At 70.5% G+C, this 23375-nt stretch carries 19 protein-coding genes; 11 read left to right on the forward strand and 8 right to left on the reverse strand.

What is annotated here, in order from left to right; all coding sequences use genetic code 11:
• Together ACY1JX_RS06205 and ACY1JX_RS06210 are read left to right on the forward strand one after the other, a co-directional pair.
• Positions 1 to 924 carry an alpha/beta fold hydrolase gene (locus ACY1JX_RS06205; protein ID WP_462565568.1) on the forward strand — a complete coding sequence of 308 codons (924 nt, stop codon included), beginning with the start codon at positions 1 to 3 and terminating at the stop codon, positions 922 to 924.
• A gap of 50 nt (positions 925 to 974) precedes the next feature.
• Entirely contained in the window at positions 975 to 2369 is a 1395-nt protein-coding gene (locus ACY1JX_RS06210; RefSeq protein ID WP_462565569.1) for a class II fumarate hydratase, read from the forward strand.
• Between the two features lie 211 nt (positions 2370 to 2580).
• Here ACY1JX_RS06210 and ACY1JX_RS06215 read toward each other — a convergent pair whose 3' ends face one another.
• Positions 2581 to 3888, reverse strand: a complete 1308-nt coding sequence (locus ACY1JX_RS06215; protein WP_462565570.1) for a DUF2079 domain-containing protein — start codon at positions 3886 to 3888, stop codon at positions 2581 to 2583.
• Between the two features lie 108 nt (positions 3889 to 3996).
• Here ACY1JX_RS06215 and ACY1JX_RS06220 point away from each other — a divergent pair, with 108 nt between their 5' ends.
• The gene (locus tag ACY1JX_RS06220; protein WP_462565571.1) at positions 3997 to 5439 is read left to right on the forward strand and encodes a CotH kinase family protein; all 1443 of its coding nucleotides are present in this window, start codon (positions 3997 to 3999) and stop codon (positions 5437 to 5439) included.
• Here the strand turns inward: ACY1JX_RS06220 and ACY1JX_RS06225 are convergent.
• Together ACY1JX_RS06225 and ndk are read right to left on the reverse strand one after the other, a co-directional pair.
• A complete protein-coding gene (locus tag ACY1JX_RS06225; RefSeq protein WP_286929436.1) occupies positions 5428 to 6204 on the reverse strand; it encodes a 3-keto-5-aminohexanoate cleavage protein in 777 nt (258 codons plus the stop codon). The two genes, ACY1JX_RS06220 and ACY1JX_RS06225, sit on opposite strands and share 12 nt — an antisense overlap.
• 4 nt (positions 6205 to 6208) lie before the next feature.
• Positions 6209 to 6616 carry a nucleoside-diphosphate kinase gene (gene ndk / locus ACY1JX_RS06230; protein WP_181754935.1) on the reverse strand — a complete coding sequence of 136 codons (408 nt, stop codon included), beginning with the start codon at positions 6614 to 6616 and terminating at the stop codon, positions 6209 to 6211.
• A gap of 39 nt (positions 6617 to 6655) precedes the next feature.
• Here ndk and ACY1JX_RS06235 point away from each other — a divergent pair, with 39 nt between their 5' ends.
• From ACY1JX_RS06235 to ACY1JX_RS06255, 5 genes are all read left to right on the forward strand, one after another.
• Positions 6656 to 8332 carry a glycoside hydrolase family 13 protein gene (locus ACY1JX_RS06235; protein ID WP_462565572.1) on the forward strand — a complete coding sequence of 559 codons (1677 nt, stop codon included), beginning with the start codon at positions 6656 to 6658 and terminating at the stop codon, positions 8330 to 8332.
• Between the two features lie 179 nt (positions 8333 to 8511).
• Positions 8512 to 9738 (forward strand): ABC transporter substrate-binding protein, encoded by a 1227-nt coding sequence (locus tag ACY1JX_RS06240; RefSeq protein WP_286929434.1) that lies wholly within the window; start codon positions 8512 to 8514, stop codon positions 9736 to 9738.
• Positions 9735 to 10670: a carbohydrate ABC transporter permease gene (locus ACY1JX_RS06245; protein ID WP_286929433.1), complete on the forward strand. Its 936-nt coding sequence runs from the start codon at positions 9735 to 9737 to the stop codon at positions 10668 to 10670. Before ACY1JX_RS06240 ends, ACY1JX_RS06245 begins: the two co-directional genes overlap by 4 nt.
• 2 nt (positions 10671 to 10672) lie before the next feature.
• On the forward strand, positions 10673 to 11512 hold the full coding sequence (locus tag ACY1JX_RS06250; protein ID WP_078701265.1) for a carbohydrate ABC transporter permease: 840 nt from the start codon (positions 10673 to 10675) through the stop codon (positions 11510 to 11512).
• A gap of 11 nt (positions 11513 to 11523) precedes the next feature.
• Positions 11524 to 12687, forward strand: coding sequence for an ABC transporter ATP-binding protein (locus ACY1JX_RS06255; RefSeq protein ID WP_462565573.1), 1164 nt, complete (start codon positions 11524 to 11526; stop codon positions 12685 to 12687).
• A 24-nt stretch (positions 12688 to 12711) separates the two neighbouring features.
• Here the strand turns inward: ACY1JX_RS06255 and ACY1JX_RS06260 are convergent, their stop codons facing one another.
• From ACY1JX_RS06260 to ACY1JX_RS06275, 4 genes are read right to left on the reverse strand one after another with little or no spacing between them, the layout of a single operon-like run.
• Positions 12712 to 13572, reverse strand: coding sequence for a hypothetical protein (locus ACY1JX_RS06260; RefSeq protein ID WP_462565574.1), 861 nt, complete (start codon positions 13570 to 13572; stop codon positions 12712 to 12714).
• A complete protein-coding gene (locus ACY1JX_RS06265) occupies positions 13565 to 14236 on the reverse strand; it encodes a metallophosphoesterase family protein (protein ID WP_462565575.1) in 672 nt (223 codons plus the stop codon). The genes ACY1JX_RS06260 and ACY1JX_RS06265 overlap by 8 nt, the downstream gene beginning before the upstream one ends.
• A gap of 53 nt (positions 14237 to 14289) precedes the next feature.
• Positions 14290 to 14616, reverse strand: coding sequence for a DUF4233 domain-containing protein (locus tag ACY1JX_RS06270; RefSeq protein WP_181756198.1), 327 nt, complete (start codon positions 14614 to 14616; stop codon positions 14290 to 14292).
• Positions 14617 to 14621: 5 nt separating this feature from the next.
• Entirely contained in the window at positions 14622 to 15965 is a 1344-nt protein-coding gene (locus ACY1JX_RS06275; protein WP_462565576.1) for a bifunctional folylpolyglutamate synthase/dihydrofolate synthase, read from the reverse strand.
• A gap of 160 nt (positions 15966 to 16125) precedes the next feature.
• Between ACY1JX_RS06275 and ACY1JX_RS06280 the strand changes: the two genes are divergently transcribed.
• Complete coding sequence (locus ACY1JX_RS06280; protein ID WP_462565577.1) at positions 16126 to 18252, forward strand: MMPL family transporter; 2127 nt, start codon at positions 16126 to 16128, stop codon at positions 18250 to 18252.
• Here the strand turns inward: ACY1JX_RS06280 and ACY1JX_RS06285 are convergent.
• On the reverse strand, positions 18216 to 19196 hold the full coding sequence (locus ACY1JX_RS06285) for a GNAT family N-acetyltransferase (protein ID WP_462565578.1): 981 nt from the start codon (positions 19194 to 19196) through the stop codon (positions 18216 to 18218). The two genes, ACY1JX_RS06280 and ACY1JX_RS06285, sit on opposite strands and share 37 nt — an antisense overlap.
• A gap of 148 nt (positions 19197 to 19344) precedes the next feature.
• Here ACY1JX_RS06285 and ACY1JX_RS06290 point away from each other — a divergent pair, with 148 nt between their 5' ends.
• The gene (locus ACY1JX_RS06290; protein ID WP_462565579.1) at positions 19345 to 20709 is read left to right on the forward strand and encodes an FAD-binding oxidoreductase; all 1365 of its coding nucleotides are present in this window, start codon (positions 19345 to 19347) and stop codon (positions 20707 to 20709) included.
• 66 nt (positions 20710 to 20775) lie between these two features.
• Positions 20776 to 23352, forward strand: coding sequence for a valine--tRNA ligase (valS, locus tag ACY1JX_RS06295; protein WP_462565580.1), 2577 nt, complete (start codon positions 20776 to 20778; stop codon positions 23350 to 23352).
• The last annotated feature ends 23 nt before the right edge of the window (positions 23353 to 23375 follow it).

A 23375-nucleotide genomic window follows, 5' to 3' on the forward strand; every position in this document is an offset into this window, starting at 1 on the left:
ATGGGTCCAGGGCCGGCGCGCGAGGAGTCCGTCGCGGTCTCCGAGGAGGCGTTCGCGCACCTGCCCAGCGGGCTCGACCTGTGCCACCAGACGTTCGGCGACCCCGGCGACGAGCCGGTCCTGCTGATCATGGGTCTCGGCGGCCCGATGACGTGGTGGCCTGAGGCATTCTGCGTGCAGCTGGCCGCCCGCGGATTCCACGTGATCCGGTTCGACAACCGCGACACCGGCCGCTCCACCAAGCTGCGCCACCACCGGGTGTCCCGGACCGACATCGTGAAGGCCTACCTCGGCCGCGGCTCGGCGCCCTACGGACTCGACGACCTCGCCGACGACGCCGCGGCGCTGCTGGATCACCTCGGCATCGACGCGGCCCACGTCGTGGGGGTCTCGATGGGCGGCATGATCGCGCAGACCCTCGCCGTCGAGCACGCCGACCGGGTCCGCTCACTCACGTCGATCATGTCCACCACGGGTCGCCGCCGCGTCGGCTGGATCCACCCGCTGGTCATGCGCACGATGCTCGCGCCGGCGGGCCGCACCCGCCCCGAGTACGCCGAGCTCTCGGTCAGGAACGGCAAGGCGGTGGCCTCCCCCGCGTTCCCGACCCCTGACGACGTGGCCCACGCCCGCGCGCTGGAGACCTACGACCGGGGCTGGATCGCCAGCGGCGTCTCGCGCCACATGCTCGCCGTGCTCACCCAGCCCGACCGCACCGAGCGCCTCGGCGCGGTCACGGTGCCCACCCAGGTCATCCACGGCTCGAAGGACCTGCTCGTGCACCGCTCGGGCGGCCGGGCCACCGCCGCGGCCATCGACGGGGCCGAGCTGCTCGAGATCGCCGGCATGGGCCACGACCTGCCGGCCCAGCTGTACGGCACCTTCGTCGACGCCATCGCGGCCACCGCCGCCCGCACCCGCTGAGGCCCGACCTCTCAACGTCCTGACGACCGCGGCCCACTAAGGTGCGAGGCATGACCGACAACACTCAGTGGCGCATCGAGCACGACACCATGGGCGAGGTCAAGGTCCCCGCCGACGCCCTCTATCGCGCCCAGACGCAGCGCGCCGTCGAGAACTTCCCGATCTCGGGAACGCCCATCGAGTCGGCGCAGATCCGTGCACTGGCGCAGATCAAGGCCGCCTGCGCGAGCGCGAACGCCGAGCTCGGCATCCTCGACCAGGCGATGGCCGACGCGATCGTCGCCGCCGCCGACGAGGTCGCCACGGGCGCCCACGACGCGCACTTCCCGATCGACGTGTTCCAGACCGGCTCGGGCACCTCGAGCAACATGAACACGAACGAGGTCATCGCGACCCTCGCGACGAGGAACTCGGGCATCGAGGTCCACCCGAACGACCACGTCAACGCCTCGCAGTCCAGCAACGACGTGTTCCCCACGTCGATCCACGTCGCCGCGACCGAGTCAGCCCTGACGGTCCTCGTCCCCGCGCTCGACCACCTCGCGACGAGCCTCGAGGCCAAGGCCACCGAGTTCGCCGAGGTCGTCAAGTCCGGCCGCACCCACCTCATGGACGCCACGCCGGTCACCCTCGGCCAGGAGTTCGCCGGCTACGCCGCGCAGATCCGCCGCGGCATCGAGCGCGTCGAGGCCTCGCTGCCCCGCACGGCCGAGGTCCCCCTCGGCGGCACCGCCGTGGGCACGGGCATCAACACCCCGAAGGGCTTCCCGCAGCGCGTCATCGAGATCCTCGCCGAGCGCACCGGCCTGCCGCTGACCGAGGCGCGCGACCACTTCGAGGCGCAGGGCGCCCGCGACGGCCTGGTCGAGATGTCGGGCCAGCTGCGCACCATCGCGGTGAGCCTGGTCAAGATCAACAACGACCTGCGCTGGATGGGCTCGGGCCCGCGCACGGGTCTGGGCGAGATCCACCTGCCCGACCTGCAGCCCGGCTCGAGCATCATGCCCGGCAAGGTCAACCCGGTGCTGCCCGAGGCCACGCTCATGGTGTGCGCCCAGGTCATCGGCAACGACGCCGCCATCGCGTTCGCCGGCGCCTCCGGCTCGTTCGAGCTCAACGTGATGCTGCCGGTGATCGGTCGCAACATCCTGGAGTCGATGCGCCTGCTGGCGAACGCCTCCACCACGCTGGCCGACCGCTGCATCGACGGCATCACCGCGGACGTGGAGCGCTGCCTCGAGCTGGCCGAGTCGAGCCCGTCGGTCGTGACGCCGCTCAACCGACACATCGGCTACGAGAACGCCGCCGCGATCGCGAAGAAGTCGGTCAAGGAGCGCAAGACGATCCGCCAGGTCGTGATCGAGGACGGCTACGTCGAGCGCGGCGACATCAGCGAGGCCGACCTCGACGCCGCCCTGGACGTCATGAGCATGACCCACCCGTGACGGTCTGAAGCCGAGAACGCCGCCTGCTCCTTGGAGCGGGCGGCGTTCGTCGTTGTGCCCGATCTCGATACACCGTCTCGCTCCGCTCGCCGGCACTCGATCACCGACTCGCCCGCCCGGTGATCGAGTAGCTCGCGAGGAACGAGCGGCATATCGAGATCACCACCGACAACGGACGCCGATCGCCAGGGCAGCGAGACGCGTATCGAGATCAGCCCACCTTGCGGGCGACGACGTAGTTGTCGCGCTCGAAGACCACCTCGTACGAGGCACCGTGCTCGGCACCGTGCTGGATGGGGTCGGTCTGCGTGAGGTTGCGGTCGAAGATGATGTAGTCGGGCACGACGTCGCCGATCGTGCCGATCCAGTAGGCCTCGTCGTGGCTTCCGGTGAGGTACTTCAGGACCGCGATGTCGGTCTCGACGACGGCGTCCTCGGGGATCGTGGCGATCGCCTCCTGCATCGCCTCGCGCCGCGGCGACGCGTCCCACGTCTCGGGCTCAAGCAGCTTGACCACCGGCCCGCCGGCCAGCAGGTAGCCGCTGACCGCGGCGCCCAGCACGACACCCGGCCACTCCAGCCTCGGGCGCTTGCCGATCGCGTCGATCATCGCGACGAACACGATCGGCATGATGACGATCGAGTAGTGCCACTCGGTGCCCCAGTAGTACTCGACGTCGCCGAGGAATCGCCACAGGAAGGTGGGCGCCGCGACCACGGCCCACGGCGACCACAGCGCCGCGAAGCCGGTGACGCCGAAGGTCAGCAGCAGCGTCAGGAGCTTGCGGTCGGCCTCCGTGGTGAGCGTCTCCCAGACACCCACCTCGCCGCCCAGGTTGCCGGTGTAGTCGTACCCGCCACCGGTGTTGAAGGCCGGGATGATCACCCACACGACCAGCACGAGCGCGACGGCCCCGCCCAGGGCGAGCAGCAGTCCGCGCCTGCGCTCGCCGGCGAGCCACAGCGCCACGCCCACCGCGGCGACGGTGACGCCCATGTCCTCCTTGACCAGCAGCAGCGGCAGCGACCACCAGACGACGGCGCTGTACCGCTGCTCCACGAACGCCACGCCCGCCATCGCCAGGATCGGCACCGCGAACGCGACCTCGTGGAAGTCGGCGACCACGGCGTTGCCGAAGCCAAAGGCCAGCCCGTACATCAGCGCGATGGTCCACCCCACGCGTGGGCCGAGCCGGTCGACCGCGAGGCGCGTGATCGGCACGACCGACAGGCCGATCAGCAGCCCCTGCGCGACGAGCAGCGTCTGCCCGTAGGGGAACAGCCAGTACGCCGGCGCGAGGAGCGCGTCGATCGGCGAGAAGTGGTCGCCCAGGATGTTGTACCCGGGTCCCTTCACCGGCACGATCGGCGCCTCGAACCGCGAGTAGGCCTTGACGGCCTGCTCGAAGATCGCGTTGTCCCACGAGTTCACGGTCAGTCGCCGCCACGACAGCAGGGAGATCAGGCTGTAGAGCAGGCCCACGACCGTGGCCCACGCCCAAGGCATCCATCGGTTCACCTCGACACCGTACCGGGCGGTAACCCTCGGTTGCGGTTCCTTCGTCGTCCGTCTCGGCGCCGGGGGCTCCTGAGTGCTCCCGTGACGCGTGGGACGTATCGTCGGACCATGAGCCGGACCAGAACGACCGCCGTGGCGCTGGCGGCCCTGCTGGCCCTGGCCCTCCTCGCGCTCGTCGTCGTCGTCAACGTCCGCGCGGCACCCGAGGCCACAGCTCCGGAGGCAGCCGAGGAGACCACGGGCGGGCAGCCCCAGGTGGAGGTCGACGGGGTCGCGACCGTGCGGCTCACCGTCCCCACCGACGACCTCGCCACCGAGCCCGCCGCCCCGTGCAGCGACCTCGTCACGAGCGCGACGGACCCGCCGTCCGTGGAGCTGGCCGTGACCGCCTCCGACGGGGAGCAGCAGGAGCTCGATGCCGAGGTCCGCGTCTCCGCGACGGCCAACCCGTTCAACGGCCTCAAGCGCCCCTACGCCGTCGAGCTGGTCGACCCCGCCTCCGTGCTCGGACTCCCGGCGTCGCGCGACTGGGTGCTGCTCGACGAGTTCGCCGACCGGTCCCTGCTGCGCACCGCCTCCGCGATGGAGATCGCCCGGCGGCTCGGGATCGACTGGGTCCCGCGGCTCGTCCCGGCGAACCTCGAGATCAACGGCACGCCCTGCGGGCTGTACTCGTTCGGCGAGGTCCCGACCGCGCAGGAGGGTCGCGCGGAGCTCGCCGACGACGACGTCCTGCTGCTGGCCGACGCGCGCGACCTCGAGGGTCCGCGGTTCCGCACGGAGCGGGGGCTGCGCGTCCACGTCGCCGACCCGCAGGAAGCCGACCCGCAGGAGGTGGCCGCGGACTTCCAGGCCGTGGAGGACCTGCTCTACGACCCGGCCTTCCCCGGCAACGGGTACCGCGACCGCATCGACGTCGACTCGTTCGTGGAGTGGTACCTGCTGAACGAGGTGACCAAGAACCTGGGCAGCCCGCTCTACGACGACGTGTACTTCGTGCTGCGCGGTGACGGCACGCTGGCGCTGGGGCCTCCGTGGGACTTCTCAGCCTCGCAGGGCAATCGCCGGAACGGCTCGTGGCGCCTCGACCATCCGAAGGGCTGGTGGCTCCAGCGGTCCTGGTACGCGATCAGCGACGACCCCGCCTGGCGTCGCGCGTTCTCGCCCACGCAGGTCTGGAACGAGCCGCAGGGGCACTACTTCAACGTGCTGATGTCCGACCCCGACTTCGCCGAGCGCGTGGCGCAGCGCTGGACCGAGGTGTCCGAGGATCTGTCCACCATCGGGGACTTCGTCGACGAGCGCGCGGCCGTGATCGCCGACGACGCGGTCGACAACTTCAGCCCTCCGGAGGTCGACGGCCCCGGTCTGCCGGTGGCCGCCAGTGCCCTCGACAACGACCCCGAGGTGTACGTGTTCGCGAACTCCGACCCGGCCGTCGACGTGGGCCAGGGCTGGCGGAACGAGGTCGACCTGCTGCGACGCTGGCTGGAGCGGCGCGTCGCGTGGCTCGACGGGGAGTTCGCGGAGCAGGCTCCGTCAGACCGCTGAGTCGTCCTGCTCGGGCAGGCCGACGTCCACCGCCTGCTGGTCGGCGAACGACCGCGCAGCCCGGACCAGGGCGGCGTTGTCCGGGGCGATCGAGCCGTCCGGCAGCTGCAGGGTGTCCTCCAGCCCGATGCGGGCCTGCAGGCCGAGGCGCAGCGCATGACGCAGCGTCGGCCAGGCGGAGTGCGCCTCGCCGTGCAGCAGCACCGGGACGGCGGGCGCGACCTCGCGCACCACGTCGAGCATCTCCTGGGCGAGGATGACGACCTGGGCGTCGCCGATCCCCTCGGGCAGCTCGAGGAGGACACGGACGGCCTCGTCGCGCAGGGGCGACACGGCCCACTCCCGGACGTCGTCGACCGTCCACAGGCCCGCCTCCACGCCGATGCCTCGCTCGAGCAGCGCCGCGGTCACCGCCTCGGACCCCGACTCGTGCCAGTTGACCGACGCGAGGTCGGGCAGCACGCTCCAGCGGCGGACGGCCGCCACCCGTGCGGCCGGGTCGCGCAGGGCCCACGCGCCGGTGGTGACGCCGATCGGCCTCGAGGGCAGGACGAAGCGGGCCGCCGTGATCACGGCGTCGACGGCGTCGGGATCGAGGGTGTCGAGCCCGTCGACGTCCTTGGGGTGCACGTGGACGCCGTCGGCCCCGGCCCGCAGGACCGCCGCGATGTCCGAGGCGATCTCGACCGGGGTGACGGGCAGTGCCGGATGGACTGCGGGAGGACGCGCGCCGTTGATGCAGGCCTGGATCAACGGCGGGCCCATGGGGTCACAACCCCGGGAACCACAGGCTCATCTCGCGCGCCGCGGACTCCTCGGAGTCCGACGCGTGCACGAGGTTCTCGCGGTTGGACAGCGACAGGTCGCCCCGGATCGTGCCGGGCGCCGCCTTGCGGCCGTCGGTGACGCCGTTGAGCGCACGCACGACCTCGATCGCCTCGTCGCCCTCGAGCACCAGGGCCACGAGCGGGCCGGACACCGCGAACTCGCGCAGCGGCGGGTACCAGGGCTGCTCGGTGTGCTCGGCGTAGTGGGCGTCGGCCATCTCGGCGTCGATCGCGCGGTGCTCCATCGCCACGATGCGCAATCCCTTGGCCTCGTACCGCGAGAGCACGGCCCCCACGAGGCCCCGGGCCACGGCATCGGGTTTGATGAGAACAAGCGTGCGCTGCGTCATGTGCCCAACCTATCCCTCCGCGCTCGCCAAGGAGTTCCCATGGTCGACAGCACCCACACCACCACCCCCGCCTGGTGGCGGGACGCCGTGATCTACCAGGTCTACCCGCGCTCGTGGGCGGACTCCGACGGCGACGGCATCGGCGACCTGCCGGGCATCACGGCGCACCTGGACCACCTGGTCGCGCTCGGCGTCGACGCCGTCTGGCTGTCGCCGTTCTACACGAGCCCGCAGAACGACGCCGGCTACGACGTGGCCGACTACCGCGACGTCGACCCGCTGTTCGGCACGCTCGCCGACTTCGACGCACTGGCCGCCCGCGCCCACGAGCTGGGCCTGCGCGTCATCGTCGACCTCGTCCCGAACCACTCCTCCGACCAGCACGCCTGGTTCCAGGAGGCCCTCGCGGCGGATCCCGGCAGCCCCGAGCGCGCGCGCTACATCTTCCACGACGGCCGGGGCGAGAACGGCGACCTCCCGCCGAACAACTGGGAGAGCAACTTCGGCGGCCCGGCGTGGACCCGCGTGCAGAACCCCGACGGCACGCCCGGCCAGTGGTACCTGCACCTGTTCGACCCCAGCCAGCCCGACTTCGACTGGAACAACCCGGAGGTCCAGGAGGAGTTCCGCTCGGTCCTGCGCTTCTGGCTCGACCGCGGCGTCGACGGGTTCCGCATCGACGTGGCGCACGGGCTGCACAAGGAGCCCGGCCTGCCGGACGCGCCCGACGACTACGACCTCGCGATCCACCCGACCTCCGCCCAGCCGATGTGGGACAAGCCCGCCGTGCACGAGGTCTACCGCGACTGGCGCCGCCTCGTCGACGAGTACCGCGTCGAGGGCCAGGACGCCGACCGCATCCTGGTGGCCGAGGCGTGGGTCGTGCCCGAGGAGTCCCTGGCCAAGTACGTCCGGCCGGACGAGCTGCACCAGTCGTTCAACTTCGGCTACCTCATGACCCCGTGGAGGGCGCAGCACCAGCGGGACTCCATCACCTCCGCACTCGAGGCCACCGCGGCCGTCGGCGCGCCGCAGACGTGGGTGCTGTCGAACCACGACGTGCCGCGTCACGCGTCGCGCCTGTCGTACGACATCGACCGGGCGACCCGCGTGCTGGGCATCGGTCCCGACGACCCCCAGCCCGATGCGGAGCTGGGCCTGCGCCGCGCGCGGGCCGCCACGGGCGTCATGCTCGCGCTGCCGGGCTCGGCCTACCTCTACCAGGGCGAGGAGCTCGGCCTGCCCGAGGCCACGACGCTGCCCGACGAGGTCCGCCAGGACCCCACGTTCGCGCGCACCGAGGGCAAGGACGTGGGCCGCGACGGCTGCCGCGTTCCCGTGCCGTGGCACGCCGACCAGCCCGCGTTCGGGTTCTCCCCCACCGGCCGCAGCTGGCTGCCGCAGCCGGAGGTGTACGGCGACCTCGCGCCCAACCGCCAGGACGGCGTCGCGGGCAGCACGCTGGAGTTCTACCGGCGCCTGCTCACCGTGCGCCGCAAGTACGGCCTCGGCCGTGGCGAGCTGCACTGGCAGGAGGGCTCCGACGACCTCCTGGCGTTCACCGTCGTGGGCTCCGGCGGTCGCCGGGTGCAGGTGGTGACGAACTTCGGCGCGGATCCGATCGACCTTCCCCACGGCGAGCTCCTGGCCGTGAGCGGTCCGCTGGAGGGGCACCGCCTGCCCACCGACACCACGGCTTGGATCGCCCCCGGCTGAAGGTTCGCCCGCTCGCCGGACTTGCGGCGTTCTTCCACCCGCCGTAGTTTCATGTGAGCGGCGTCACATTTCCACGAGTCGCACGCCGCAGGATCTCGGGGGAAGGTCGGGTGGTGCACGTGACTAGGCGATCGAGGAAGACGCGCAGTGGAATAGGGCTGGCTGCCGCCGCAACCCTCATGGCGACACTGGCTGCCTGTGGCGGCGGTGACGAGGGCGGGGTCCCGACCATCAACCTCTTCGGCGGCGCGTCCGCCACGGGATTCCAGGACCTCATCGACGGCTGCAACGAGCAGGCCGAGGGCAAGTGGAAGATCGAGGGCAACCTCGTTCCCAGCGACGCGGATGGTCAGCGCGAGCAGATGGTCCGCCGCCTCGCCGCGGGCGACACCGGCATGGACCTGATCGGCATGGACGTCGTCTGGACCGCCGAGTTCGCCGAGGCCGGCTGGATCCTCCCGCTGACCGACGCGCAGCGCGCCGAGGCGTCCGAGGGCACGCTCGCCGTGCCGCTCGAGACGGCGACGTGGAAGGACAAGCTCTACGCGATTCCGAAGCACACCAACGCCCAGCTGATGTGGTACCGCAAGTCGCTCGTCGACAAGGTGGGCAACGGCGAGCCGCCGAAGACGTGGGACGAGATGTTCGACATGGCCGAGAAGCTCAAGGCCGAGGGCGACCCGTACGAGATCGGCTTCACCGGTGCCCGTTACGAGGGCCTCGTCGTCGGGTTCAACACGATCCTCTCCTCGTTCGGCGGCACGATCGTCAACGAGGACAGCACCGAGACCACGATCGACGACAAGACCGTGCAGGCGCTGGATCTGCTGAACAAGCTCGCGACGTCGGGCCTGGCGAACGCGTCGCTGTCGAACTCGCAGGAGCCCGAGGTCTTCGCCCAGCTCCAGAACGGCGCCTCAGCCTTTAGCCTCAACTGGCCGTACGTCCTCAGCGCCATGCGCGAGGCCAGCCCCGAGATCGCCGAGGACCTCGCGTTCGCGCCGTTCCCGGCCACGGTCGAGGGCCAGCCGTCCAAGGTCACGGTCGGCGGCATGAACTTCGCCATCAGCAAGTTCAGCGAGCACCCGGAGGAGTCGTTCGAGGCGGCCATGTGCCTGCGCTCCCCCGAGAACCAGCTCAAGCACTCGCTGACGGCCGGTGAGCCGCCCGTCATCGAGTCGGTGTTCGAGGAGGCGGAGTTCAAGGAGGCCTACCCGCAGGGCCAGGTGCTCCTGGACTCGCTCGAGGCGGCCAGCTCGCGTCCGATCTCGCCGGTCTACCAGAACATCTCGACGATCATCTCCTCCACACTCTCGCCCCCGTCGAGCATCGACGGTGAGAACACGGCCGAGGAGCTCGACACGGCGATCAACGACGCCATTGTGGGGAAGGGGATCCTGCCATGACCACGACCGCACCGGTCGAGTCCCGCACGGACGACGAGAGTGCTGAGATCGCACGTCAGCGCTACAGCGAGGGCAAGAAGGCCGAGCGCCGGCTGGGCCTGATGCTCGTGGCGCCGGCCGTGATCCTCATGGTGGCCGTCACGGCGTACCCGATCGGGTACGCCATCTGGCTGTCGCTGTTCCGCGCGGACCTGCGCACCCCTGACGACAACGAGTTCGTCGGCCTGGACAACTACGTCACGGTCCTCACCAGCGACATCTGGTGGAGCGCCTTCGGCTTCACGCTGCTGCTGACCGTGGTCAGCGTGGCGTTCGAGCTGGTGCTGGGCATGGGGCTGGCCATCGTGATGCACCGGACGATCGTCGGACGCGGGCTCATCCGCACCTCGGCGCTGGTGCCGTACGCGATCGTCACGGTCGTCGCGGCGTTCAGCTGGCGGTTCGCCTGGAGCCAGGACATCGGCTGGCTGGCCGGGGACAACGCACCCCTGACCGGCCACTGGTCCTCGTTCTGGATCATCGTGCTGGCCGAGGTCTGGAAGACCATCCCCTTCATGGCCCTGCTGCTGATGGCCGGCCTGGCGCTCGTGCCCGAGGACCTGCTCAAGGCGGCCTCGATCGACGGCGCCTCCCCGTGGCAGCGCTTCTGGAAGGTGACGGTGCCGCTCATCAAGCCGTCGATTCTGGTCGCGGTGCTGTTCCGCACGCTGGACGCCTTCCGCGTCTTCGACAACATCTACGTGCTGACCAGCGGAGCCAACGACACCTCCAGCGTGTCGATCGTGGCGTACAACAACCTCATCCGAGGGCTCAACCTGGGCATCGGCTCCACGATGTCGGTGCTGATCTTCATCACGATCGCGATCATCGCGTTCATCTTCGTGAAGCTGTTCGGCGCCGCGGCGCCGGGCTCCGATGAAGGGAGGCGATGACCATGAGCACGGCAGTGGAGACACCGAAGCGCAAGGCGATCTGGTGGGGCGTCAACGCGATCGTCCTCATCTACGCGTTCATCCCGGTCCTGTGGATCATCTCGCTGTCGGTCAAGCCCGACGCGATCCTCAACGACGGCAGCTTCTTCCCGAGCCAGTACACCGGGGAGCACTACGAGGCGATCTTCCAGAACGACAGCTTCACCCGAGCCCTGATCAACTCGATCGGCATCTGCCTCATCTCGACGTTCATCGCGATCGTCGTGGGCACGATGGCGGCCTACGCCGTGGCTCGCCTGGACTTCCCGGGCAAGAAGTTCGTCGTGGGCGCGTCGCTGATGATCGCGATGTTCCCCCAGATCGCGCTGGTCACGCCGCTGTTCAAGATCCTGACCGGCATCGGGCTGTTCGACACCTGGCTCGGCCTGATCATCCCCTACATCACGTTCGCCCTGCCGCTGGCGATCTACACCCTGAGCGCCTTCTTCCGCGAGATCCCCTGGGAGCTGGAGAAGGCGGCCAAGATGGACGGCGCCACGCCCTACCAGGCGTTCCGCAAGGTGATCGCACCGCTGGCGATGCCCGGCGTCTTCACCACGGCCATCCTGGTCTTCATCTCCTGCTGGAACGACTTCCTGTTCGCCATCTCGCTGACCTCCAGTGAGCGCTCGCGCACCGTGCCGGCGGCCCTGAGCTACTTCACCGGCGCCACGACGTTCGAGAAGCCCACCCAGGCGATCGCCGCAGCCGCGGTGGTCATCACCATCCCGATCGTCATCTTCGTCCTCTTCTTCCAGCGCCGGATCGTTGCCGGCCTCACCAGCGGCGCCGTCAAGGGCTGAAAGGAATCATCATGGCTGAAATCGTCCTGGACCACGTGGTCAAGCGGTACCCCGACGGAGCCCTCGCGGTGGAGGACTTCAACCTCGAGATCGCCGACGGCGAGTTCATCATCCTGGTGGGCCCGTCCGGCTGTGGTAAGTCCACCACCCTGAACATGATCGCGGGGCTGGAGGACATCACCACCGGTGACCTCAAGATCGACGGCACGGTCGTCAACGACAAGGCGCCGAAGGACCGCGACATCGCCATGGTGTTCCAGTCCTACGCGCTGTACCCGCACATGACCGTCTACGAGAACATGGCGTTCCCGCTGACCTTGGCCGGTGTGGACAAGTCCACCATCAAGGAGAAGGTCGCCGAGGCCGCGAAGATGCTCGAGCTGGAGCAGCACCTGGACCGCAAGCCGTCCAACCTGTCGGGCGGCCAGCGCCAGCGCGTCGCCATGGGCCGCGCCATCGTGCGGAGCCCGAAGGCGTTCCTCATGGACGAGCCGCTGTCGAACCTCGACGCCAAGCTGCGCGTGCAGATGCGCACGCAGGTCGCGCGGATCCAGAAGACGCTGGGCACCACCACGGTCTACGTCACGCACGACCAGACCGAGGCCATGACGCTGGGCGACCGGGTCGTGGTCATGCGCGCCGGCAAGATCCAGCAGGTGGGCTCGCCGACCGACCTCTACGACAACCCCAACAACCTGTTCGTCGCGGGCTTCATCGGCAGCCCGTCGATGAACTTCCTGCCCGCCACGATCGAGGGCGAGTCGCTGTCGACCTCCATCGGCGACCTGCCGGTCCCCGACGCGTATCGCGAGGCGCTGCGGTCGGGCAGCGCGAGCCGCGACGTCATCGTGGGCATCCGGCCCGAGCACTTCGAGGACGCCTCGCTGGTGTCCTCCGACGTGCCCGGCGCGCGGGTGGAGGTGAACGTCGACCTCGTGGAGCAGATGGGCTCGGACGTCTACGCCTACTTCACGGTGCAGGGCGGGGCGGCGAACGCCGACCTCGATGACCTGGCCAAGGACACCGGGCAGGACATGGCCGGCGACGGCACGCAGGTCAACGCCCGGCTCAGCGCCGAGTCGAAGGTCGCCGGCGGCCAGAGCGCCGAGCTGTACGTCGACTCCAGCAAGATCCAGGTGTTCGACGCCCAGTCCGGCGAGAACATCACCCACTGAGACCCGGGGCGGGCGCGGCGCAGGTCAGCGAGACTTGCGCCGCCGCCGCTTGCCCGCGGCCACCTGCTTCATGATCTCGCGGTCCCACGCGTGCTCGCGGATCAGCCGGTACCGCTCACCCGACACGCGCATGTAGGCGTCGCCCTCGGTCTCGTCCTCGCCCTTGAGGCCGGCCTCGTCGACCAGCTCGAGCACCGGCAGGAACTCCTCGTCCATCCAGCGCTGCGCCATGGTCTTCTTGTCCATCAGCTGGGCCTCGGCCTGCATCGTGCGGGCGGCCCACGCCTCGACCATCTCGGCCAGCACGCCGTAGCCGTGCGGCTTGGTCACGCGGACCTTGTCGCGCACTCCCGGGGGCAGCGGGACGCGCTGCAGGAACACCTTGCGCCAGTGCTTCAGCTCGAGGTCCTCACGACGGCCGATGTCGCGCGGCTCCAGCAGGGTCTGCACCTCGGTGACCTCGGCCTCGATGAGGCGCAGCCGCAGGGCGCGAGCCACCGACACGCGGTGGTGGCCGTCGCGCACGAAGTAGTAGTCGCCCAGCTTGTAGACGTCGATCGGCGGGATCTCCCCGCCGATCCGGCTGGCACGCGCGATCCGCTCCCAGCGCGCCCGGCTCTTGTCCGAGGTGGGCCGGAACCGCCGGTCGAAGTCGCGCACCTTGTCGACCGAGCCGATGATCGCGTCGAGCGGGATCAGGTGCAGCCCGATCCTGCGCTCGCCGCGCCGGCCGAGCGCGTCCACCACCTCGTCGAAGGAGAGCGCACGGGTGCCCTCGCCACCCTCGCCGCGCAGGCGAGCGGCCAGGGCGGAGAGCGTCTGCAGGCGCCGAGCCCGCATGAAGTCGCTCTCGGCGTCGATCCGGGGAGAGCCGGACTCAGCCATGACCGCCCACCGGGTCGAGCACCGACTCGATCTCGAGGAGCTTGTAGGGCACGACGTTGCGGATCGTGGTGTCGCCGACGACCCGGTCGGGCTGGGGCTGGCCGAACGGGTGGATGTGACCGTGCAGGTGCCACGTGGGCCGCAGGGTCTCGACCACCTCGTGGAGCGCCTCGAAGCCGTGGTGGGGCGCGTCGTCACCGTCACCGAGCCCGCGCGGCGGCGAGTGGGTGAGCAGCACGTCGACCCCTCCCCCGCGCTTCGCGGCCACCTTCATGAGGCGCTTGGCCCGCTTGGCGAACTCGTCCTGGGTGTACTGGTTCGGGCCGTCGTTGTAGCGAATGCTGCCGCCGAGGCCCGCGACGCGCAGTCCGGCCACGTCGACGACCGACTCGTCGGCGTTCACGGCGCCCAGGGGGCGCGGATCCTCTTGGGGCAGGCCGTTGCTGGTCAGCCAGCCGCGGAAGCCCGAGAGCGGCGCCTCCACCGCGGGGTCGTGGTTGCCCGGGACGAACACCACCGGCACGTCGAGCATCGAGGACAGGAACTCCAGGTAGTCCCACGGCAGGTCGCCGGCGCCGAGCACGACGTCCGGGCGCAGCCGACGGACGCCGGCGTCATGGATCACCGGCGAGATCTCGTCAGCGACCACGAGCACGCGCACCATGCCTCAACCGTACCGGGGAACATGGTGAGCCACGTCACATCGCGGGACTCTTCCTACTCCTCCGCGGCGGCCCAGCGGGCCTTGTCGGCCGCGATCTTGCGGCCGAGGAAGAACGCACCCAGCCACAGGGCGGCGAACATCAGCCCGATGAAGAACATGATCGGCACCAGGAAACCCGTGAGGATCGTGGCCACCTGGATCCCGTGGCCGACCCAGTAGGCCCACGGGTGCCGCAGCAGACCTGCCACGACGACGCACAGCACGGCCAGCCCGCCACCGATCAGCGACGCCAGCGGCGCCGAGACGTCCTCGACCGCGATCATCACCGGGATGGACAGGCCGAGGATGATCGCCTGGAGCGACAGCATCGCCGCGCACATGTGCCTCACTGCGACTCACCGCCACGCAGCAGCGTGCGGGCCTCGCCCACCGTGACGACCGAGCCCGTGACGATCACGCCGCCGGAGCCGATCGAGTCGCCGAAGTCTTCGCCGGACGCGTCGGCGAGCCCGATGGCCCGCTCGAGCGCGTCGTCGAGCCGGGGCACGACGGTGATCCGCTCGGGGCCGAAGACCCCGCTGGCGATCTCGGCGAGGTCGGCGGCGGCGAGCGACCGCTCGGTGCTGTTCTGCGTGCAGACGAGGTGGGCCACGACGGGCTCGAGCTCGCGCAGGATCTCCTCGGCGTCCTTGTCGGCCATGATGCCGACGACGCCGATGAGCGGGCTGAACGCGAACTCCTCGCTGATCGACTCGACCATCGCCCGCACCCCGTGAGGGTTGTGCGCGGCGTCCAGCACGACGGTGGGACTGCGGCGCACGACCTCGAGCCGTCCCGGGGAGGTGACGGCGCCGAAGCCCGCCCGGATCAGGTCGGGATCGAGCTCGGCGTCACCGGTGAAGACCTCGACGGCGGCCACCGCCAGAGCGGCGTTGCGGGCCTGGAACGCGCCGTGCAGCGGCAGCAGGATGTCCTCGTACCGGCCCTTGACGCCCTGGATCGTGAGCACCTGGCCGCCGACCGCGGCCGTGCGGGACTCGACGCCGAAGTCGGCACCCTCGAGCACGAGCATCGAGCCGACCTCGTTCGCGCGGCCCATGATGACCTCGAGGACCTCCTCGGGCTGCGAGGCGAGCACGGTGCGCGAGCCGGGCTTGATGATCCCCGCCTTCTCCACCGCGATGTCGGCGGGCGTGTCGCCCAGGAAGGACGCGTGGTCGACGTCGATCGGGGTGATCACGGCGACCGAGGCGTCGGCGACGCTGGTGGCGTCCCACGCGCCGCCCATGCCGACCTCCACGACGGCGACGTCGACGGGGGCGTCGGCGAACGCCGCGTAGCCCATCGCCACGAGCATCTCGAAGAAGCTCAAGGGGTGCGGCTGGCCTTGGTCGACGAGGTCGGCGTAGATCGCCACGTCGGCGTACGCGTCGACGAAGAGCTCGTCCGAGAGCGGCTCGCCGTCGACGCAGATCCGCTCGTTCATGCGTTGCAAGTGCGGGCTGGTGAAGCGGCCCGTGCGCAGGTCGAGGGCGCGCAGCAGCGCGTCGATCATGCGGCTCGTCGAGGTCTTGCCGTTGGTCCCGGTCAGCTGGATCACCGGCTGGGCGCGCTGCGGGTCGCCCATCAGCTCGCAGATGGCGCGGATCCGGTCGAGCGACGGCTCGAGCCGCGTCTCGGGCCAGCGGGACAGCAGGGCGAGCTCGACATCGGGGTAGGTGGGCCTCATCGTCCCCAGTATCCCAGCCCGGGCATCGCGCGGCGTCACAGGCGTTTGTCGCGTCACCCATGGGGCTGAGGCGCCTGCTGTGGCGGGTGGCCGGAACCGGTCCGAGAATCGGGGTCTTCACCCATGGTCAGGGGCCACAGCGCGGTCACAGACTGAACGCATGAACCGTCAGATCGCGGGCTGGATCACTCATCGCTGGGTCAAGTGGGTCGTGCTGGTCGTCATGCTCGTCATCCTCGGCGGCCTCGGCTCGTTCGGCGCCAAGCTCACGAGCGTGCAGGACAACGACATCGCCTCGTGGCTTCCCGACGAGGCCGAGTCGACACAGGTGATCCAGCAGGCGGGCTCGTTCTACGACGAGAACATGGCCCCCGCGATCGAGCTGCTGACGTCGGAGGAGCCGCTGACGCCGGCCGACCTGGCCGCCGCCCAGGAGGCCGCCACCGCGATCGGCGCCCTCGAGGACGTGCCGGTCGGCGAGGTCGCGGGGCCGATCCCCAGCGAGGACGGCGTGGCCGCGCAGCTCATCGTGCCCATCACCCTCGACGAGGAGGGCTGGGAGGAGCTGCCCGACTGGATCGACGACGTGACCGAGGCGGCGGAGGACGCGGTCGAGGGCACCGACCTGCGCGTCGACGTGGGCGGTCCGGCCGCGCTCGGCGCCGACCAGGCCGAGGCGTTCGCGGGCATCGACGGCATTCTGCTCGCGGCCGCCGTGGGCGTCGTCGTCGTGATGCTGCTGTTGACGTACCGCAGCCCGATCCTGTGGCTGATCCCGCTGTTCTGCGGCCTGATGAGCGTCTTCGCCTCCCAGGGCCTGGTCTACCTGCTGGCCAAGTACGGCGGGCTGACGGTGAACGGCCAGAGCGCCGGCATCCTCAGCGTCCTCGTGCTCGGCGCGGGCATCGACTACGCGCTGCTGATCGTGGCGCGATACCGCGAGGAGTTGCGTCGCTACGAGGACCGCCACGAGGCGATGGCGCACGCCCTGCACCGGGCCGCGCCCGCCGTGCTCGCCAGCGGCAGCACCGTGATCATCGGCCTGCTGTGCCTGCTCTTCGCGCAGATGAACTCCACCGCCGGCCTCGGCCCGGTGGGCGCCGCCGGCATCGCGGTGGCCCTGCTCGCGATGCTGGTCCTGCTGCCCGCGCTGCTCGTGATCTTCGGACGCTGGGTGTTCTGGCCCTTCATCCCCCACTTCGGCGACCCCGAGCGCACCGACACCGGGTTCTGGGCCAAGGTCGGCACGCGGATCGCCCGAGCGCCCCGCGCGGTCTGGGTCGTCACCAGCCTGATCCTCGTGGCGCTGTCGTTCGGCATCGTGAAGCTCGACGCCACGGGCCTGAGCAACGCCGAGGCGTTCACCACGACCCAGCCCTCGGTGGTCGCCGAGGAGCGCATCGCCGAGCACTTCCCGGCGGGCGCGGGCGATCCGCTCCAGATCATCACGAACGCCGACCAGGCCGCGGAGGTCCGCGAGGTCGTGGCCGGGGTCGAGAACGTCGATCCCGCCACGGTCACCGAGCCGCAGGTCCAGGACGACCTCGCGTACTTCGAGGCGACCCTGAGCGTCCCGAGCGACTCCGAGGAGGCCAAGACCGCCGTGGAGGACACGCGCACGGCGCTCGACGACGTGGAGGGTGCTGACGCGCTCGTCGGCGGCAACACCGCCCTCAACCTCGACGTCCAGGAGGCGTCGTCGGCCGACAACCGGCTGATCATCCCGATCATCCTGCTCGTCGTGCTGCTGGTCCTCATGCTCCTGCTGAGGTCCATCGCCGCGCCGTTGATCCTGCTGCTGACGGTCGTGCTGTCGTTCGCGGCGGCCATGGGCATCAGCGCACTGGTGTTCCACTACGTGTTCGACTTCGCCGGCGCCGACTCCTCGTTCCCGCTCTTCGCGTTCGTGTTCCTCGTGGCGCTGGGCATCGACTACAACATCTTCCTGATGACCCGCGTCCGCGAGGAGGCGCTGCTGCACGGCACGCGCCGAGGCGCCTTGATCGGGCTGGCGGCCACCGGCGGCGTGATCACCTCGGCGGGCTTCGTGCTGGCCGGCACGTTCGCCGCCCTGGCGACGCTGCCGATCGTGTTCCTGGCCGAGCTCGGCTTCGCGGTCGCGATCGGCGTCCTGCTCGACACGATCATCGTCCGGTCGGTGCTGGTCACGGCGCTGAACCTCGACATCGGCAAGTCGATCTGGTGGCCCAGCCGGCTCGGCCGCACCGACGGCTCCGCACCGCCGGAGCCTCAGGTCGAGGAGAAGTCGCCCGCGAGCATCGCGTAGACGCCGGTGTCGGCCCAGGCGCCCTTGAACCACATGTCCTGACGGAAGAACGCCTCCTCGCGCATGCCCAGGCGGCGACACAGGGCCACCGAGGCGTCGTTGCGCGGGTCGAGCTCGGCGACGACCCGGTGCAGGCGCATGTCCTCGAACGCGAGCCGGAGCAGCGCTCGGGCGCCCTCCTCGGCGAAGCCCTGCCCCTGGAAGTCAGGGTGGAGGCCCCAGCCGATCTCGGCGGTGAGGTGGTCGACGCTGCGCAGGCTCAGGTAGAGGTGCCCGATCATGCGCCCGTCGGTGCGGCGCTCGACCGGGATCTCCAGGTAGTCGCCCTCCCGCTCCAGCGCGGTGTGCGACGACCACTCCGCCACCTTGGCCGCCATCTCCTCGCGGGTGCGCGGCTCGAACAGCATGAAGCGGGCGACGTCCTCGCGGCCCTGGTAGGCGTGGAAGGCGTCGACGTCGTCCAGCGTGATCGGTCGCAGCCGCAGCCGCTCGGTCTCGATCGGCTCGGTGAAGCGGAAGGGCCGGAGGTGCGAGCGGACCTCGGGCACCTCGAGCATGCGCCGGGCCAGCGGGGCCAGGCGCTCGCCGAGCGCCCGGGCCTCCTCGCGCGTGAACCAGCGGGCCTCCGCGATCTCGGCCGCCGCCGTGACCTCGCCGTCGAGGCGCAGCGCGAACACGTCGGCCACGAGGTGGTGCCCGGGCTCGTTGGCGGCGTCGGCCTCGAACCGGCCCCACGCCGTGAGGTCGTCCGGGGCGACCTCGACGAGCAGCTCCTCGGCCAGCTCGCGCACGAGCGCGGGCACCGCCTCCTCGCCCGGCTCGGGCTTGCCGCCGGGCTGCATGAACACCTCCGAGCCGCGCTTGCGGACCATGAGGATCCGGTCCTGCGCGTCGGTGGTGAACGCCGCGACCACGTGGATCGTCGGCCTCTCGTCCTCGCTCATCTGATCGCCTCCGGTCCCCATCCTGCTCGACCGCCGGCCGGAGCCGACCACCCGACCGGCCCGGGAGGCGCCTGCTCCACGTTGGCTAGGTTGACACTCGTGCGGCGGCGGTGCTGCCCGCGACCCGGACCGAGGGAAGGATCGACCGATGGACGACGCGAACCTCTCCGGGTGGGGACCCGCGCTGCTGTCGACGGATCCCGAGGTCATGGCGAGCTACTCGCGGGACCAGTCGCGGTTCACCGAGCACGCGCGGCCGGAGGCCGTCCTCGCGCCCAGGAGCACCGAGGAGGTCGCCGAGGTCCTGCGCGAGGCGGCTCGGCGCGGGCTGGCGGTGGTGACCCGCGGCGCCGGCACGGGCCTCAGCGGCGGGGCCAACGCCCAGCGCGGCTCCATCGTGCTCTCGACCCACCGGCTCGACTCCATCGTCTCCATCGACCCCGACGAGCAGGTCGCGGTGGTCCAGCCGGGCGTCATCACCGGCCACCTGCGTGCCGCGGTGCTGGAGCACGGCCTCTTCTACCCGCCGGATCCGGGCAGCGTCGACAGCTGCACCATCGGTGGGAACGTCGCCACGAACGCCGGCGGCATGTGCTGCGTCAAGTACGGCGTCACCCGCGACTTCGTCCGCGCGCTGGAGGTGGTGCTGGCCGACGGCTCGGTGATGCGGACCGGGCGCAGGACCGCGAAGGGCGTCGCCGGGTACGACCTCACCTCGCTGCTGGTCGGCTCCGAGGGCACGCTCGGCGTCATCACCGAGATCACGGTGCGGCTGGTCCCGCGGCCCGCACCGCCCACGACCATGCTGGCCACCTTCGGCACGCTCGCCGCGGCCGGCACGGCGGTCCAGCAGCTGACGCGGGCGGGCACGCGGCTGTCGCTGCTGGAGATCATGGACCGGACCACGCTGAGCGCCATCGAGTCGATGAGCCGGCTCGGCTTCGACACCGGCACCGCCGCCATCTTGCTCGCCCAGAGCGACGAGCCCGACAGTGCCGCGCAGGTGGCCCTCGCGGCCGACCTCTGCAGGGCCTCAGGGGCCGAGGACGTGGCCGTCAGCGACGACCTCCGCGAGGGCGACCTGCTCCTGCAGGCACGACGGCTCGCGCTGCCGGCCCTGGAGCGGCTCGGCGACTGGCTGCTGGACGACGTCTGCGTGCCCCGGTCCCGCATCGTCGACCTCATCACCTCCGTCGAGGACATCGCCGCGCGTGAGGGACTGGTGATCGGCGTCTTCGGCCATGCCGGGGACGGCAACATGCATCCCACGATCATCTACGACGAGGGCCGGCCCGACAGTCGCGTCGCCGCGCTGCGTGCCTTCGACCAGATCACCGCTCGCGCGCTCGAGCTGGGCGGGACGATCACCGGTGAGCACGGGGTCGGAGCCCTCAAGCGGGGGTGGCTCGGCACCGAGCTCGATGCCTCCGCGGTACGCGCCCACCGCCTCGTCAAGCAGGCGTTCGATCCCCGCGACGTCCTCAACCCCGGAATCGCGATCCCCGGTCCGTAGAGCCCGAGCGACGGGCCGTGCTCCCGCGGCGGATGTCACCGGCGAAGCCACGTAGAATCGACGCTCGTGACCACTGCACAGAACCGCGTTCCGGAGAAGCCCGTCCTCGAAGGCCTCGAGGAGAAGTGGGTGGACGTATGGGCCGAGCAGGGCACGTACGCGTTCGACCGCACCAAGACGCGCGACGAGGTGTACTCGATCGACACCCCGCCGCCCACCGTCTCGGGCTCGCTGCACGTGGGTCACGTCTTCAGCTACACCCACACCGACCTGATGGCGCGCTACAAGCGCATGCGCGGTCTCGAGGTGTTCTACCCGATGGGCTGGGACGACAACGGCCTGCCCACCGAGCGCCGCGTGCAGAACTACTACGGGGTGCGCTGCGATCCGTCGCTGCCGTACGACCCCGACTTCACTCCCCCGGCCAAGCCCGACCCGAAGAAGCAGATCCCGATCAGCCGGCGCAACTTCATCGAGCTGTGCAACGAGCTCGTCGTGCGCGACGAGCAGGTCTTCGAGAAGCTGTGGCGCACGCTCGGCCTCTCGGTGGACTGGTCGCAGACCTACACGACGATCGGCCACGACGCGCAGGTCACCAGCCAGCGCGCGTTCCTGCGCAACCTGTCGCGCGGCGAGGCCTACAGCCAGGACGCGCCGACGATGTGGGACGTCACCTACCAGACCGCCGTCGCCCAGGCCGAGCTCGAGGCACGTGACTACCCCGGCCACTACTACCGCGTCGCCTACCACCTCGCGGACGGCCAGAAGGTGTTCATCGAGACCACCCGTCCCGAGCTGACCCCGGCCGCCGTGGCGCTCATCGCCCACCCCGACGACGAGCGCTACCAGCACCTGTTCGGCACCACCGCCCACTCGCCGATCTTCGGCGTCGAGGTGCCCGTCCTGGCCCACACGCTGGCCGACCCGGAGAAGGGCTCGGGCATCGTCCACTGCTGCACCTTCGGCGATCTCACCGACGTCCAGTGGTGGCGCGAGTTCGACCTGCCCAACCGCACCGTGATCGGCCGCGACGGCCGCATCCTGCGTGAGGTGCCCGAGTGGATCGCCGGCGGTCCGGGCGAGAGCGTCTACGCCGAGCTCGCGGGGAAGACCACCTTCAGCGCCCGTGAGGCCATCACGGCCGCCCTCGCGGAGTCGGGCGATCTCGACGGCGAGCCCACGCCCACGCAGCGCATGGCGAACTTCTACGAGCGTGGCGACAAGCCGCTCGAGATCGTCTCGACCCGCCAGTGGTACATCAAGAACGGCGGCCGCGACGCCGAGCTGCGCCAGCACCTGGTGGGCCTCGGCGACGACATCGACTGGCACCCCGGCTACATGCAGTCGCGCTACACGAACTGGATCGAGGGCCTCAACGGCGACTGGCTGGTCAGCCGTCAGCGGTTCTTCGGCATCCCGTTCCCCGTCTGGTACCTGCTCGACGAGGACGGCGAGCCCGACCACGACAACCCGATCCTCGCGCCGGAGTACGACCTGCCGGTGGACCCCGCCTCGCAGGCTCCGGCGGGCTTCGACGAGTCGCAGCGCGGCAAGCCGGGCGGCTTCATCGCCGATCCCGACGTGCTCGACACGTGGGCCACGTCGTCGCTCAGCCCCCAGCTGGTGTGCGGGTGGGAGCGTGACCTCGACCTGTTCGAGCGCACGTTCCCGATGGACCTGCGCCCGCAGGGCCACGACATCATCCGCACGTGGCTCTTCTCCACCGTGGTGCGCTCCAACCAGGAGTTCGGCACCGTGCCGTGGAAGCACGCCGCCCTCTCGGGCTTCGTGGTCGACCCCGACCGCAAGAAGATGAGCAAGTCCAAGGGGAACGTCGTCGTCCCGGACGAGATCCTCGAGAAGTTCGGCGCCGACGCCGTGCGCTGGCGCGCCGCGGGCGCTCGCCCGGGCGCGGACTCGCCGTTCGACGAGACCCAGATGAAGGTCGGGCGTCGCCTCGCGATGAAGGTGCTGAACGCCAGCAAGTTCGTCGTCGCGCCGGTCGAGCAGTACGGCCTCGGCGCCGACGCCTCCCTGCTCGACCCCGCGCTGGTCACGGAGCCGCTCGACCGGGCGCTGCTCACCGGCCTGCGCGACGTCGTGGAGACCGCCACCGCGCACTTCGAGGCCTACGACTACGCCTCGGCGCTCGAGGTCACCGAGAAGTTCTTCTGGGACTTCTGCGACGACTACCTCGAGCTCGTGAAGGAGCGCGCCCGCGCCGAGGACGCCTCCGGGACCTCGGCGAAGGCCACCTTCGTGCTGGCGCTCTCGGTGCAGCTGCGCCTGCTCGCGCCGTTCCTGCCCTACGTCACCGAAGAGGTCTGGTCGTGGTGGCAGGAGGGGTCGATCCACCGCTCCGCGTGGCCCACCGCCGACGACCTCGCGATCGAGGCCTTCGACGCCCGTCTGCTCGCGATCGCGGGCGAGGCACTGGCCGGCATCCGTGGTGCGAAGTCCACGGCGAAGGTCAGTCAGCGCACCGAGGTCACGCAGGTGGAGATCTCGGGCGACGCCGCCACGCTCGACCTCCTCGCGTCGGCGCTGCCCGACGTGCGGGCGGCCGGGCGGGTCGTCGGCGAGGTCGTCACCACCGCCGGCGAGGGCGCGCTGAAGGTCGACGCCACGCTCGCGGAGTCCTGACCCCGTAAACTCCCAGCGAAAGC

Source organism: Aeromicrobium sp. JP4, from assembly GCF_054957925.1.

Excerpts from the sequence above, each read along its gene's own strand:
- ACY1JX_RS06205 (WP_462565568.1), top strand. The coding sequence starts at position 1 with ATGGGTCCAGGGCCGGCGCGCGAGGAGTCCGTCGCGGTCTCCGAGGAG.
- ACY1JX_RS06210 (WP_462565569.1), top strand. The coding sequence starts at position 975 with ATGACCGACAACACTCAGTGGCGCATCGAGCACGACACCATGGGCGAG.
- ACY1JX_RS06220 (WP_462565571.1), top strand. The coding sequence starts at position 3,997 with ATGAGCCGGACCAGAACGACCGCCGTGGCGCTGGCGGCCCTGCTGGCC.
- ACY1JX_RS06225 (WP_286929436.1), bottom strand. The coding sequence starts at position 6,204 with ATGGGCCCGCCGTTGATCCAGGCCTGCATCAACGGCGCGCGTCCTCCC.
- ndk (WP_181754935.1), bottom strand. The coding sequence starts at position 6,616 with ATGACGCAGCGCACGCTTGTTCTCATCAAACCCGATGCCGTGGCCCGG.
- ACY1JX_RS06235 (WP_462565572.1), top strand. The coding sequence starts at position 6,656 with ATGGTCGACAGCACCCACACCACCACCCCCGCCTGGTGGCGGGACGCC.
- ACY1JX_RS06240 (WP_286929434.1), top strand. The coding sequence starts at position 8,512 with ATGGCGACACTGGCTGCCTGTGGCGGCGGTGACGAGGGCGGGGTCCCG.
- ACY1JX_RS06245 (WP_286929433.1), top strand. The coding sequence starts at position 9,735 with ATGACCACGACCGCACCGGTCGAGTCCCGCACGGACGACGAGAGTGCT.
- ACY1JX_RS06250 (WP_078701265.1), top strand. The coding sequence starts at position 10,673 with ATGAGCACGGCAGTGGAGACACCGAAGCGCAAGGCGATCTGGTGGGGC.
- ACY1JX_RS06255 (WP_462565573.1), top strand. The coding sequence starts at position 11,524 with ATGGCTGAAATCGTCCTGGACCACGTGGTCAAGCGGTACCCCGACGGA.
- ACY1JX_RS06260 (WP_462565574.1), bottom strand. The coding sequence starts at position 13,572 with ATGGCTGAGTCCGGCTCTCCCCGGATCGACGCCGAGAGCGACTTCATG.
- ACY1JX_RS06265 (WP_462565575.1), bottom strand. The coding sequence starts at position 14,236 with ATGGTGCGCGTGCTCGTGGTCGCTGACGAGATCTCGCCGGTGATCCAT.
- ACY1JX_RS06270 (WP_181756198.1), bottom strand. The coding sequence starts at position 14,616 with ATGTGCGCGGCGATGCTGTCGCTCCAGGCGATCATCCTCGGCCTGTCC.
- ACY1JX_RS06275 (WP_462565576.1), bottom strand. The coding sequence starts at position 15,965 with ATGAGGCCCACCTACCCCGATGTCGAGCTCGCCCTGCTGTCCCGCTGG.
- ACY1JX_RS06280 (WP_462565577.1), top strand. The coding sequence starts at position 16,126 with ATGAACCGTCAGATCGCGGGCTGGATCACTCATCGCTGGGTCAAGTGG.
- ACY1JX_RS06285 (WP_462565578.1), bottom strand. The coding sequence starts at position 19,196 with ATGAGCGAGGACGAGAGGCCGACGATCCACGTGGTCGCGGCGTTCACC.
- ACY1JX_RS06290 (WP_462565579.1), top strand. The coding sequence starts at position 19,345 with ATGGACGACGCGAACCTCTCCGGGTGGGGACCCGCGCTGCTGTCGACG.